Below are 12,204 nucleotides of genomic sequence, written 5' to 3'. Positions count from 1 at the left end.
CAGGCCGAGCTGCGGGGCCGGCGAAATCCGCCGCGCGGGCAGCCTGGCGTTGCCCACTTCCCTGCCATTTTTCTCTGGGATACAGGTTACGCAGATGAGCAAGACTTCTCTCGATAAGAGCAAGATCAAGTTCCTTCTTCTCGAAGGCGTCCACCAATCGGCTGTCGACGTCCTCAAGTCGTCGGGCTACACCAGCATCGAGTACATCACCAGTTCTCTGCCGGAAGCCCAGCTCAAGGAAAAGATCGCCGACGCTCACTTCATCGGCATTCGCTCCCGCACTCAACTGACCGAAGAGATCTTCGACCACGCCAAGAAACTGGTCGCTGTCGGCTGTTTCTGCATCGGCACCAACCAGGTCGACCTCAACGCGGCGCGCGAGCGCGGTATCGCGGTGTTCAACGCGCCATACTCCAACACCCGTTCCGTTGCCGAGCTGGTGCTGGCCGAAGCGATCCTGCTGCTGCGTGGCATTCCAGAGAAAAACGCTTCCTGCCACCGCGGTGGCTGGATCAAGAGCGCGGCCAACTCCTTCGAGATCCGCGGCAAGAAGCTGGGTATCGTCGGCTACGGTTCGATCGGCACCCAGTTGTCGGTACTGGCCGAAGGCCTCGGCATGCAGGTGTTCTTCTATGACACCGTGACCAAGCTGCCACTGGGCAACGCCGTCCAGGTCAACGACTTGCACGAATTGCTGGGCATGTCCGACATCGTCACCCTGCACGTGCCGGAAACCGCGGCCACCCAATGGATGATCGGCGAGAAGGAAATCCGTGCCATCAAGAAAGGCGGGATCCTGATCAACGCCGCTCGCGGCACCGTGGTCAAGCTCGATGCCCTGGCCGAAGCGATCAAGGACAAGCATCTGATCGGCGCGGCCATCGACGTGTTCCCGGTGGAGCCGCGCTCCAACGACGACATTTTCGAAAGCCCGCTGCGTGGCCTGGACAACGTGATCCTGACTCCGCACATCGGCGGTTCCACCGCTGAAGCCCAGGCCAACATCGGCCTGGAAGTCGCGGAAAAACTGGTCAAGTACAGCGATAACGGTACTTCGGTATCGTCGGTGAACTTCCCGGAAGTGGCTCTGCCGGCACACCCTGGCAAGCATCGCCTGTTGCACGTCCACGAGAACATTCCGGGCGTGATGAGCGAGATCAACAAGGTCTTCGCCGAAAACGGCATCAACATCTCCGGTCAGTTCCTGCAGACCAACGAGAAAGTCGGCTACGTCGTGATCGACGTCGACGCCGAATACTCGGACCTGGCGCAAGAGAAGCTGCAACACATCAAAGGCACTATTCGTTCCCGAGTGCTGTTCTAAGCAGGCCTGGCTTGCAAAAAAAAACGGGAGCCCCGCAGGGGGCTCCCGTTTTTTCTGCCCTGTGCAAAACCCACAGGGTTTCGTGTTGTTGGGTTACTTCACGATGACAGTGATCTTCTTGGAGACGATCGGTGGATCGAACGGCATATGGCCGCTGTCGCCCAGTTCCAGTTGCAAGGTGTGCTTGCCGGGGGCCAGCTTGATCTCGGCCTGGGTCTGCGCCTTGCCGAAGTGCATGTGATTGGGGTCATTTGGAATCGCCGCGCCGGCGGCCGGCAGTTTGTCGACATCGATCAACAGGTGATGATGTCCGGTGTTCTTGGTTATATCACCCGCCGGAGCCAGGGCGATTTCCTTGACGCCGAACTTGACGGTGAAATCCTGGCTGACGGTGGCACCGTCCTCTGGCGCTACAATGAACACTTCTGCGCCTTTGGGGGCCGGGGTCGCGGCTGTCGCCAGCATCGAAGCGCCCAGCAGCAGGCTGGCCAACGCAGCACGAGACATAAAACTTTTCATTTTTTTCTCCAGTTTTTTCCGTGAAATCCGCGAGGCCATGACAACTTCATGACCAATCGTTGTCGAAGCCTGCAATAACCATAGCAAAGCGAACCTGAAACGAGCGTCGCTTGTACAAATACAAAGGAGTGACCATGCGTTTTCTGCCTGGCCTGATCTGCCTGCTACCCCTTTTGAGCCCCCTGGCCCATGCCGAACTGATCGATGACATCAATGACCGTGGCGAACTGCGCATCGCCCTCGAGGGCAATACGGCGCCCTTCAACTTCAAGGAGGACGGCAAGCTCACCGGGTTCGAAGTGGAACTGGGTGAAATGCTGGCCGCTGAACTCGATGTTCGTGCCGATTTCGTGGTCACCGAGGCGGGGGACCTGCTGACCGGTGTGGAGAGCGGCAAGTACGACGTCGCCATCAACCACATAGCAATGACCCCGGAACTGGCTGAACGTTTCGACACCAGCGCCGTTTACAGCAATCCGGATGCGCAACTGCTGGCGAGCAAGGAACCGGAGCCGCGTCCGCTGGTCCTGGCCCAATCGTTCCAGCCGGAAGCAAAGAGCAGCCCGGCACCGAACCTGGTGATCCCGTTCCAAAAGGGCAACCCGGCATTCAAGGCCAGCCTGGACAACGCACTGACGCGTATCAAGGAGGATGGGCGATTGGAGCAGTTGTCGCAGAAGTGGTTGGGCAGGCAGGAGTGACAGGCGATTGGAAATCAGACTCAAGCGGTTCTTTGTGGCGAGGGGATTTCAAGCTTTACGCCAGACACTCGCCAGCCAAGGCTGTTGCTCACGCGGCAGTCCCGCCGGCCGGTAGTAATGTTCCAGCTCCGTGAATCCCGCTTCGGTGAGTAGCGTGCGCCAGGCCGTCAGGTCGTGGTAGGCACCGAAGCGCTGGCCGTTCCAACCCTCCTGGTTTTCGCCCCGCGGATTTGAGCTGAACAGCACCCCGCCGGGCTTGAGCGTGGCGCGCAGTTGCATGAGCACCCGGGGCAATTCCTGGAGTGGAATGTGGAACAGCACTGCGTTGGCGAAGATCCCATCAAAGCGTTCAGAGGGCAGGTCGAGGTTCAGGAAATCCTGTTGCCATACTTCGCAACCGCTGTCCTGGCGAGCCATCCGGGCGAATTCCGCCGAACCGTCCAGGCCGATCGCCACATGCCCCATCCCGGTAAAGGTGCGCAAATCCCGCCCGGGACCGCAGCCGAAATCGAGGATGTGCAACGGTGCCTGGCCCTGGATATGCCGCAGCAAGGCATCGATGTTCTGGCTGACATCGTGATCGCGGGTGCCTTCGCGAAAACTTTCGGCCACGGCGTTGTAGTGGCCCAGGGTCGTGGCGGTAATGGTGTGCAGGTCGTCGGCGGTGCGTTTCATGGGCATTGGCTGGAGTGGGGGACGTCCGCCGACTATACCGCAAGATCCGAGGTCTGCCTGTGGTGTACCTGTGGGAGCAAAGCTTGCTCGCGATTGCAGTCGTCCAGTTGGCATCCATGTTCGATGCAAGCCTGCTATCGCGAGCAAGCTTTGCTCCCACGGATTACCGTTTGTTCAAACCCCGCGCCAGGCGGTCCCCGCCCAGTTGGATCAATGCCACCAGCGCCACCAGCAACACGATCACCGTGAGCATGATCTGGCTGTCGAAGCGCTGGTAGCCGTAGCGGTAGGCGATGTCCCCCAGGCCGCCGGCACCGATTGCCCCGGCCATGGCCGAGGAGTTGATCATGGTCACCAAGGTGATGGTAAAGCCGCCAACGATGCCTGGCAGGGCTTCAGGCAGCAGCACATGCCAGACGATGTGCCAACGCCGGCAGCCCATGGCCTGGGCGGCTTCGATCAGCCCATGGTCGACCTCCCGCAGGCTGACTTCGGCGATGCGGGCGAAGAACGGCGTGGCGGCGATGGTCAGCGGAACTACCGCGGCCCATACGCCGTAGGTGGTGCCGACGACCAGGCGGGTGAACGGAATCAGCGCCACCATCAGGATCAGGAACGGGATCGAACGGAACAGATTCACGAACGCCCCCAGGGCCCGGTTCAAGGCCGGCGCTTCATAGATGCCGCCCTTGCCGCTGGTGACCAGGATCACCGCCAGCGGAATACCCGCCAGCAGCGCGATCAGCGACGACACGCCCACCATCAGGAAGGTGTCGATGAAGCCTTGCAGCAATCGATCAAACCACATAACCCAGCACCTCCACCCGTTGCGCCCAATTGCCCGCACGTTGCCGCAGTTCCTCGGCGCCCCATGACGAGCCGCTTACCGCCAGCAGCAGTTGTCCCAACCCGTGGCCCTGGATCCGCTCGATACCGCCGTGCAGCAGGCGCACCCGTCCACCGAGGGCACTGAACAGCGCGGCGAGATCCGGTTCATCACCTCCGATTCCGGTGAATTGCAGGCGCAGCACGGTGGCGGCATCGGCCGATGCAGGCTGCTCCTGCAAGCGCTCTTGCAGTTCTTGCGGGATGGCGTGTTGCAACGGCGCCAGCAGCGTTCGACTGACCTCGTGTTGCGGGTTGCCGAACACTTCCCAGACCGGACCCTGCTCGACGATCCGCCCTTGTTCGAGCACCACCACCCGGTCGCAGACTTCGCGGATCACCGCCATTTCATGGGTGATCAGCACGATGGTCAGGCCCAGTCGCTGGTTGATCTCGCGCAGCAGGGCGAGGATCGACTGGGTGGTCTCCGGATCCAGGGCCGAGGTGGCCTCGTCGCACAACAGGATCTGCGGGTCATGGACCAGCGCCCGGGCGATCCCGACCCGCTGCTTCTGCCCGCCGGAGAGCTGCGCCGGATACGCTTTGTGCTTGCCTTGCAGGCCGACCAGTTCCAGCAGTTCGCGAACCTTGCGCTGGCGCAGGTCCTTGGGCACGCCGGCCACTTTCAAGGGCAGCTCGACGTTCTGCCACACGGTCTTGGCCGACATCAGATTGAAATGCTGGAAGATCATGCCGACGCGCCGGCGCAGTTCCACCAGGCGGTCTTCGTCGTAGTCGCCGATGTCCACGTGGTCGATCAACACCCGCCCGTTGCTGGGTTGTTCGAGTCGGTTGATGGTGCGGATCAGCGACGACTTGCCGGCGCCGCTGCGGCCGATGATGCCGAATACCTCGCCGCGCTGGATCGCCAGGTCGATACCCTGCAACGCCGCCACCTGGGCGCCGTCGTAGGTCTTGCCCAGGCCGATGAAGCGCACGTGGGCTCGGTTCAGTTCCGGGCGCAGCTCGGTCTGGTCGGCACTCTGGCGTAGAGGTGTTTCATGTTGCAGGCGTGCGTTGACGGCGTTCATGGTCAACCTTCCCAACCGGCCTGGTAGAGCTTGCCGTGAGCCTTGTCCAAGGCGGCACGCACGGCGGGCGAGTGCTGGTAGATGTCGACGAACTTGATCAGCCGCGGGTCGTTCTTGCTCTTGGGCTGGATCACGAACTGGATGACGTATTCCTTGTGATCGAGGCCGTCGAACAGCAAGGCCGAGGTTGCATCGAAGGTGTTGGCCAGGCGGATATAGGCCGGATAACCCTGCACCAGGTCGGCGTCGTCATAGGCGCGCACCAGTTGCACGGCCTCGACTTGCAGGATCCTGAGCTTCTTTGGGTTGGCGACGATGTCGTCTTCGGTGGCCTTGTAGCCCACGCCCGGCTTGAGCTTGATCAGGCCGGCCTTGGCAAGCAATTGCAAGCCGCGACCGCTGTTGATCGGGTCGTTGGCAATGGCGACGCTCGCGCCCTCTGGCAACTCGTCGAAGCTTTTGTATTTCTTCGAATAGAGACCGACGTTGTTGATGATTCCCGGCGCGAACGGCACCAGGTCGAACCCGGCGGCGGTCTTGGCGTTTTCCAGGAAGGGGATGTGTTGGAAGTAGTTCACGTCGATGTCGCCGGAGGCGAGGCTGACGTTGGGGGCGATCCAGTCGCTGAATTCCACCAGCTCGACTTTCAGGCCTTGCTTGTCGGCCTCCTGCACCGCCGCTTCCAGGGGGATGGCAAACGCGGCGGTGGTGCCGATTTTCAAGGGCGCGTCGGCGGCAAACAGCGCCGAGCTGAACAGGCCGAGGGCCAGGGCCAGTGTTTTGACTGGCAGGGTCAGGAATTGCTTGGTCATGTCGGATACTCCAGTCATTTATGGGTGGTCCACAGGTTTTTGTGGCGAGGGAGCTATGTGGGAGCAAGGCTTGCCCGCGATGAAGTTGATGCGGTCTCTCAAAAAATGAGGTGTCTGCATCGCGAGCAAGCTTTGCTCCCACAGGGGTCAGTGCCGGTAGGTCGACCCCGTGTGTTGTCCGGGTAGATGAGCTTCTGCGTGAAACAGCTTCTCGCGCAGGGTGCCGCTGTCGTATTCGGTCTTGTACGAGCCGCGCCGTTGTAGTTCGGGGATCACCAGCTCGATGAAATCCACATAGCTTTGCGGCGTGACGATGCGGGTCAGGTTGAAGCCGTCGAGGCCGGTTTCGGCGATCCATGACTCCAGCTCATCGGCCACCTGCTCGGGCGAACCGACCACTGTGATGTAGCGGCCGCCCAGGGCGTGTTGCTCCAGCAATCTGCGCCGGGTCCAATCGTTGTTTTGCAGGGTCTTGGTGGCGGACTGGATGGCGTTGCTCTTGACGTACTGGATCGGCTCGTCCAGTTCGTACGCGGAGAAATCGATGCCCGTGGAGGCGGAGAAATGCGCCACCCCAGCCTCGGCGCTGGCGTAGCCCCGATACTCGACATGCTTGGCCCAGGCGGCCGCTTCGGTCTCGCCGACGATCACGTTCAGGCCCATGAACACCTTGATGTCCCCGGGGTTGCGCCCGGCTCGGGCGGCGCTGGCGCGGACCTTGTCCACCTGGGCCTTGGTCGCCAGCTTGTTCTGGCCGCTGATGAACACGCACTCGGCATGCCGCCCGGCGAACAGCAAGCCGCGCTCCGAACTGCCGGCCTGGAACAGCACCGGTGTGCGCTGGGGCGAGGGTTCGCAAAGGTGATAGCCCTCGACCTGGTAGAACTCGCCGTGGTGGCGGACCTTATGCACCTTCTCTGGCCGGGCATAAATCCGCTGCGCACGGTCGTTGACCACCGCGTCGTTTTCCCAACTGCCTTCCCAGAGCTTGTAGAGCACTTGCAGGTATTCGTCGGCCTGGTCGTAACGGCGATCGTGCTCGACTTGTGCGGTCAGGCCCATGGCCTTGGCCGCGCTGTCCAGATAACCGGTAACGATGTTCCAGCCGACCCGACCGCGACTCAGGTGATCGAGGGTGCTCATGCGACGGGCGAACAGGTAGGGCGGCTCGTAGGTGAGGTTGGCGGTGAGGCCGAAGCCGAGGTTTTTCGTCACGGCGGCCATCGCGCAGACCAGCAGCAACGGATCGTTGACCGGCAACTGGATCGACTCTTTGAGCGTGACGTCCACCGACTGCTGATACACGTCGTACACCCCGACGATGTCGGCGAGAAACAACCCGTCGAACAATCCGCGCTCGAGCAATGTGGCCAGCTCCGTCCAGTATTCGAGGGTGTTGTACTGGGTCGAGGTATCCTGCGGATGAGTCCACAGGCCATGATTGATGTGCCCGATGCAGTTCATGTTGAACGCATTGAGCAGGATCTTTTTCTTGCCGGCCGCCATCAGATCGTCCCCCGCAGCGGCGGCTTTTCATCGTTGAGATAGAAGTTGCCCACCGCGTGGTATTTCCAGCGCACCGGGTCGTGCAGCGTGTGCACCCGGGCGTTGCGCCAGTGACGATCGAGGCCGTGTTCGGCCAGGGTCGCCTGGCTGCCGGCCAGTTCGAACAGGGTGGTGCCGGCAGCCAGGGAAGTTTCGGTGCTGATGGCGCGGGCTTCGGCCACGGCGATCGAGGCGGCGGCGACCGTGTCGGCATCCGGGGCGGCCTGGGCCTGGTCGAGAAACTCGCCAGCGCGCTCCAGCAAGGCTTCGGCGGCGTGCAGGCGGATGCTCAGTTGGCCGAAGCTCTTGAGGGTGTGGGGGTCTTCGGTGGCGATGTCGCTGGTGGCATCGATCCACGGTCGGGTTTTAGTCCGGACAAAATGCAGGGCGTCCTCATAGGCGGCGCGGGCGATGCCGGTGTCGATGGCGGCGTGAAGAATCTGCGCCAGCGGCCCGACGGGCGTGGGGCGTTCGAAGGCGCTCTGGAACGGCACGACGTCTTCGGCGGCTACGTAGACATCTTCGAATACCACCGAGCCGCTGCCCGTGGTGCGCTGGCCAAAACCGCTCCAATCGTCGATTACCGTCAGACCTTTACTGTTGCGGGGTACGAATGCCAGTTGCTGCACGCCGTGCTCATCCACCACTGACGTGGGGATGCGCTGGGCATAGATCGCGCCCGTGGCGTAGAACTTGCGACCGTTGATGCGATAGCCCGCGCCGTCACGGCGCAGTTGGGTGGTGCGGTCGTGGGCGGTCTTGGTCCCCAACTCGGCCAGGGCATTGCCGAATCGCTGTCCGGCCAGCACTTCGGCGTACAGGCGCTGCTTTTGCGCTTCGCTGCCATTCACCCGCAGCACTTCCAGGGCGTAGTAGTGGTTCTGCGGAATCTGTCCGAGGGAACCGTCGGCCTGGGCGATCAGCGCGATGACCTTGGCCAGCGTAACGTTGGAAACGCCGGCACCGCCGTAGGCCTTGGGTACGCTGATGCCCCACAGGCCGGAGCGGGAAAAGGCCTCCAGCTCCGGGCGCGGCAGGCGACGCTCGCGGTCGCGCAGGGCGCTGTCGCGCTTGAAGTCATCGGCCAGGTCGCTGGCCACGATCAGGGCTTGTTCATCGCTGGCGATCACCGCGACGTGTTGGGAAAGCGTCATGTGCTGCTCCAGAGGTCGGGTCGTCAGATCCAGGAATGCCGGGCCGGCAAGGTGCCGTTCAGGCGATAGGCGCCTATCGCGTGGTATTTCCAGCGCACCGGGTCGTGCAGGGTGTGCACCCGAGCGTTGCGCCAGTGGCGGTCGAGGTTGAATTCGGCGAGGGTGGCACGGCTGCCGGCCAGCTCGAAGAGTTTCTCGCTGGCCTGCAGGGCGATCTCTGTGGTCAGCACCTTGGCCTCGGCCACGGCAATCGAGGCGCGTGCAGCCGACTGCTCGGTGATGGGGGCGGCGCTGACTTCGTCCAGCACTTGTGCGGACTTGCGCAGCAGTGCTTCGGCGGCGTGCAGTTCGATCTTCAATTTGCCGACGTCGGCGATCACGTAGAGGTCGTCGCTGGCCCGGTCGACCTTGGCGTCGATCCACGGTCGGGCGCGTTCGCGAACGAAGGCGATGGCATCGTCGATGGCACCCCGGGCAATGCCGGCGTCGATGGCGGCCTGGATCAGCTGTGAGATCGCGCCTTGCACATTCGGCGCTTCGTTGATGCGCCAGTTATCCAGCACCAGGTCGGCGTCGACGCGCACGTTGTTGAGCAACACGGTGCCGCTGGCCGTGGTGCGCTGACCGAAGCCCGACCAGTCGTCGACGATACGCAGGCCCGGTGTACCGCGACGCACGAACGCCAGCACTTGCCGTCCCTCGTCGTTGAGCGCCTTGACCGCCACCCAATGGGCGAACAGCGCGCCGGTGGAATAGAACTTTTGGCCATTGATGACAAAACTGTCGCCGTCGGCGGTGATTCGGGTCTTGAGTTCAAGGGTATTGCGAACGCCACGTTCCGGCCCGGCATTGCCGATGCGCCAGCCTTCGAGCACGCTTTGCAGGAGGAGTTTTTTCTGCCGTTCGGTGCCTGTGCCGAAGATCAGCTGGAGAATGCCAAACTGGTTTTGCGGGATCTGTCCCAGGGCCGGGTCGGCAGCGGAAATGATCGCGAAGACGTCGGCGATGGTGACGAACGAGACCTGCGGGCCACCGTATGCCCGGGGAATGGCGATGCTCCCCAGTCCGCTACGAGTGAATTGCTCGATCTCCGACCAGGGCAGCTTGCGCTGCTGGTCGCGCCGCGCGGCTTGCTGGCGGGCCACTTGCGCCAGTTCCCGGGCGGCCTTGATGGCCTCGGCATCGTTGCGCAGCACCTGGGCTGGCAACAACAGCGGGGCGATGTCCAGGTCGCTCTGGACCTTTGCTTGCGCCAAGTCCGACATCACCGCCGCTCCATGGCTGCTGGCAGCGCCTTGGCGCCCTGCGCTGGGGTGTTCGTGTTCCGTACCATACCCACCTCACATCTCTAAGACGCCGCGTTTTGCGGCGAACAAAAACAGGAATGTCCGGTGGTCCGGTGTATATACCCTAGACGTGTATAAACCGTTTTTGAACTAACTTTTAGGAATATGAATAGGTTGGTTTTGTGCGCTCATGGGGATGAAGAGGCCTTTGTGGCGAGGGGCTCCCTCGCCACAGGTTCATCGTTGTTCTTGAATGAACAGCAGTGGGCCCCAATCAAGCTTTTGTGCGGTACGGCTCGGCGACCATGAGCGCCTCTTTCGACCGGCTCTTGAGGTAAGGATTGGCGCAACCGATCTTCAACGTTCGCGGCGGCGCCCATTGGGAATTGTTGCCCACCCGGTCGAGGATGCAGTAAGTCACTTCCAGGCGCAGGTCTTCTCCCGCTTCAAGAATGATCTCCGGCGGCACCCAGATATTGATCGGCTGGCCGACCTCGCCAGTCGTGACCGCAGGCAGGTCCATGCGCACATCACCCCAGCGCAGCGTCACCGCATCGCCAACCGCCATGTTCAGGTAGGGGGCGATGGTCAGCGGTACACCGCGCTTGATCTGATTGGGGTTCACGCCATGGCGACGAATGGCATCGGGAATCCGCACGGGTGCCAACCCTTGGTTCTCGTCGCCACTCAAGGCCGATGGCTGGCCGCCAGGGCAATCGAGCTTGACCTGCACCCGGCGTTTGGCCGACAGCGCGGGGTCGCGTCCGACCTGCATTACGCGGTAATGGATGGATGAGGTTCCGTTGGCAATGAAGCTTTCCGGTATTCGTAACGTGACGCTGTCCTGTACATCCGGCGGCGTCACCAGGTGCGAGCCGACGTAGCAGTCGTCCCAGAACAGCTCGATCAAGTCGCCTGTGTCCATGCCGGGATAGGCGGCGATGGTGACCTCCAGGTGGGCGGCGCTGCTGATGCTGATGCCGCTGCGGTGGGCATTGGCCAGGGTGGGTGCGGCCAGGGCGGTGATGTTCGACGTACATGTCATGCGGTTCTCCTTGATGCTTGAAAGCGAAATCCATTTCGGGCAAAGCAACGGCGTTCAATCATCGCGACATATTTAATTGCGCGGTTATCAACCTTGGTGACAGTGGACCGCCGCGCAGAACAAAAATAATGTGCATCGCCTGTTGGCCTTAAATAAGGGCTCAACAGTTTCAGTGTCAATAGAGGCACTTGCTGGATAAAACATTGTGCAAGTCTTCAGAAATATCCTACACGCTGGCGTTAATTATGCTCGGCGCCAAACGTCTTTTTCCTCGGCTCGTCCAGGCGTGAGGCCTTTTGAGCGAAAGGCCTGTCAGTGAAGTTGGATCGAGCGTGGACAAGGGAAATTGTTATGGAGATATGTGCAGGTCGCACAGAAGCGCGAGGCAAGAGGAGGTTGCGATATATCCATAACGGTCGCATTGCCTCACTTCCATCCCTGGAAGTGATAGCGCCCTCAATAATTTGCCCGACGCCGTATCAGGCCGAGAGGAACTTGCTGAGGAATTGGCGGGTACGCTCTTCCTTGGGGGAGGCGAACAACGCCTTGGCTTCGCCTTGCTCGACGATCACGCCTTTGTCAAAAAACACCACGCGGTTGGCCACGTCCCGGGCAAAACCCATTTCATGGGTCACGATGACCATGGTGCGCTTCTCTTGCGCGAGCCCACGGATGGTCGCCAATACTTCGCCCACCAGTTCCGGATCGAGGGCCGAGGTCGGCTCATCGAACAGGATCACCGCAGGCTCCATCGCCAACGCCCGGGCAATCGCCACGCGCTGTTGCTGGCCGCCGGAAAGGCGACGTGGATAGGCGTCTTCCTTGCCGGCCAGGCCCACCTTGGCCAAGAGCTTACGGCCCAGGCTTTCGGCCTCGGCACGCGGTGTTTTCTTCACCACCAGCGGACCTTCGATGACGTTCTCCAACGCGGTGCGGTGAGGAAACAGGTTGAAGTTCTGGAACACGAAGCCCACCTGCTGGCGTAAGCGACGCACCAGCCCCTGCTGCTGGTTCAGCGGGCGGCTGCCATCGATTTCGATGTTACCGACCTTGATCCGGCCGCTGCTGGGTTCTTCGAGGAAGTTCAGGCAGCGCAGGAACGTGGTCTTGCCCGAGCCGCTGGGGCCGATGATCGCGACCACTTCGCCTTCTTCGATCTTCAGGTCGATGCCGTTGAGCACCACCTGACCCTTGAACTGCTTTGTCAGTTTTTCCACGACAATCATG

General features: G+C 61.6%; 12 protein-coding genes. 2 read left to right on the top strand and 10 right to left on the bottom strand.

Annotated features, from left to right (window positions below; all coding sequences use genetic code 11):
• Positions 1–94: 94 nt before the first annotated feature.
• The gene (serA, locus tag N4Q37_RS20970; protein ID WP_260961505.1) at positions 95–1,324 is read left to right on the top strand and encodes a phosphoglycerate dehydrogenase; all 1,230 of its coding nucleotides are present in this window, start codon (positions 95–97) and stop codon (positions 1,322–1,324) included.
• Positions 1,325–1,417: 93 nt separating this feature from the next.
• Here the strand turns inward: serA and N4Q37_RS20965 are convergent, their stop codons facing one another.
• Positions 1,418–1,843, bottom strand: coding sequence for a DUF4399 domain-containing protein (locus tag N4Q37_RS20965; protein WP_260961503.1), 426 nt, complete (start codon positions 1,841–1,843; stop codon positions 1,418–1,420).
• A 134-nt stretch (positions 1,844–1,977) separates the two neighbouring features.
• Between N4Q37_RS20965 and N4Q37_RS20960 the strand changes: the two genes are divergently transcribed.
• A complete protein-coding gene (locus N4Q37_RS20960) occupies positions 1,978–2,544 on the top strand; it encodes a transporter substrate-binding domain-containing protein (RefSeq protein WP_260961502.1) in 567 nt (188 codons plus the stop codon).
• A gap of 48 nt (positions 2,545–2,592) precedes the next feature.
• On the opposite strand, the gene N4Q37_RS20955 is transcribed toward N4Q37_RS20960, so the two are convergent.
• From N4Q37_RS20955 to tcyN, 9 genes are all read right to left on the bottom strand, one after another.
• Entirely contained in the window at positions 2,593–3,219 is a 627-nt protein-coding gene (locus N4Q37_RS20955; RefSeq protein ID WP_260961501.1) for a class I SAM-dependent methyltransferase, read from the bottom strand.
• A gap of 163 nt (positions 3,220–3,382) precedes the next feature.
• A complete protein-coding gene (locus tag N4Q37_RS20950) occupies positions 3,383–4,027 on the bottom strand; it encodes a methionine ABC transporter permease (RefSeq protein WP_232777048.1) in 645 nt (214 codons plus the stop codon).
• The gene (locus N4Q37_RS20945) at positions 4,017–5,135 is read right to left on the bottom strand and encodes a methionine ABC transporter ATP-binding protein (RefSeq protein ID WP_260961500.1); all 1,119 of its coding nucleotides are present in this window, start codon (positions 5,133–5,135) and stop codon (positions 4,017–4,019) included. Before N4Q37_RS20945 ends, N4Q37_RS20950 begins: the two co-directional genes overlap by 11 nt.
• 2 nt (positions 5,136–5,137) lie before the next feature.
• The gene (locus N4Q37_RS20940; RefSeq protein ID WP_260961499.1) at positions 5,138–5,947 is read right to left on the bottom strand and encodes a MetQ/NlpA family ABC transporter substrate-binding protein; all 810 of its coding nucleotides are present in this window, start codon (positions 5,945–5,947) and stop codon (positions 5,138–5,140) included.
• A 147-nt stretch (positions 5,948–6,094) separates the two neighbouring features.
• Positions 6,095–7,453, bottom strand: coding sequence for an LLM class flavin-dependent oxidoreductase (locus N4Q37_RS20935; protein WP_260961498.1), 1,359 nt, complete (start codon positions 7,451–7,453; stop codon positions 6,095–6,097).
• Positions 7,453–8,646 carry an SfnB family sulfur acquisition oxidoreductase gene (locus tag N4Q37_RS20930; RefSeq protein WP_260961497.1) on the bottom strand — a complete coding sequence of 398 codons (1,194 nt, stop codon included), beginning with the start codon at positions 8,644–8,646 and terminating at the stop codon, positions 7,453–7,455. Before N4Q37_RS20930 ends, N4Q37_RS20935 begins: the two co-directional genes overlap by 1 nt.
• Positions 8,647–8,669: 23 nt before the next feature.
• Complete coding sequence (locus N4Q37_RS20925; protein WP_260961495.1) at positions 8,670–9,911, bottom strand: SfnB family sulfur acquisition oxidoreductase; 1,242 nt, start codon at positions 9,909–9,911, stop codon at positions 8,670–8,672.
• 295 nt (positions 9,912–10,206) lie between these two features.
• Positions 10,207–10,977 carry a hypothetical protein gene (locus N4Q37_RS20920; protein ID WP_260961494.1) on the bottom strand — a complete coding sequence of 257 codons (771 nt, stop codon included), beginning with the start codon at positions 10,975–10,977 and terminating at the stop codon, positions 10,207–10,209.
• 479 nt (positions 10,978–11,456) lie between these two features.
• Positions 11,457–12,203, bottom strand: a complete 747-nt coding sequence (tcyN, locus tag N4Q37_RS20915; protein ID WP_260961493.1) for an L-cystine ABC transporter ATP-binding protein TcyN — start codon at positions 12,201–12,203, stop codon at positions 11,457–11,459.
• Position 12,204 lies beyond the last annotated feature (1 nt).

The sequence above is a fragment of the Pseudomonas citri genome (assembly GCF_025336485.1).
Classification (GTDB): domain Bacteria; phylum Pseudomonadota; class Gammaproteobacteria; order Pseudomonadales; family Pseudomonadaceae; genus Aquipseudomonas; species Aquipseudomonas citri.
Note: the sequence above shows the minus strand (reverse complement) of the source record. Positions and strands in the feature narration are given on the sequence as shown.

Excerpts from the sequence above, each read along its gene's own strand:
- N4Q37_RS20955 (WP_260961501.1), bottom strand. The coding sequence starts at position 3,219 with ATGAAACGCACCGCCGACGACCTGCACACCATTACCGCCACGACCCTG.
- N4Q37_RS20960 (WP_260961502.1), top strand. The coding sequence starts at position 1,978 with ATGCGTTTTCTGCCTGGCCTGATCTGCCTGCTACCCCTTTTGAGCCCC.
- N4Q37_RS20940 (WP_260961499.1), bottom strand. The coding sequence starts at position 5,947 with ATGACCAAGCAATTCCTGACCCTGCCAGTCAAAACACTGGCCCTGGCC.
- N4Q37_RS20930 (WP_260961497.1), bottom strand. The coding sequence starts at position 8,646 with ATGACGCTTTCCCAACACGTCGCGGTGATCGCCAGCGATGAACAAGCC.
- N4Q37_RS20935 (WP_260961498.1), bottom strand. The coding sequence starts at position 7,453 with ATGGCGGCCGGCAAGAAAAAGATCCTGCTCAATGCGTTCAACATGAAC.
- tcyN (WP_260961493.1), bottom strand. The coding sequence starts at position 12,203 with ATGATTGTCGTGGAAAAACTGACAAAGCAGTTCAAGGGTCAGGTGGTG.
- N4Q37_RS20925 (WP_260961495.1), bottom strand. The coding sequence starts at position 9,911 with ATGTCGGACTTGGCGCAAGCAAAGGTCCAGAGCGACCTGGACATCGCC.
- N4Q37_RS20945 (WP_260961500.1), bottom strand. The coding sequence starts at position 5,135 with ATGAACGCCGTCAACGCACGCCTGCAACATGAAACACCTCTACGCCAG.
- N4Q37_RS20920 (WP_260961494.1), bottom strand. The coding sequence starts at position 10,977 with ATGACATGTACGTCGAACATCACCGCCCTGGCCGCACCCACCCTGGCC.
- N4Q37_RS20950 (WP_232777048.1), bottom strand. The coding sequence starts at position 4,027 with ATGTGGTTTGATCGATTGCTGCAAGGCTTCATCGACACCTTCCTGATG.
- serA (WP_260961505.1), top strand. The coding sequence starts at position 95 with ATGAGCAAGACTTCTCTCGATAAGAGCAAGATCAAGTTCCTTCTTCTC.
- N4Q37_RS20965 (WP_260961503.1), bottom strand. The coding sequence starts at position 1,843 with ATGAAAAGTTTTATGTCTCGTGCTGCGTTGGCCAGCCTGCTGCTGGGC.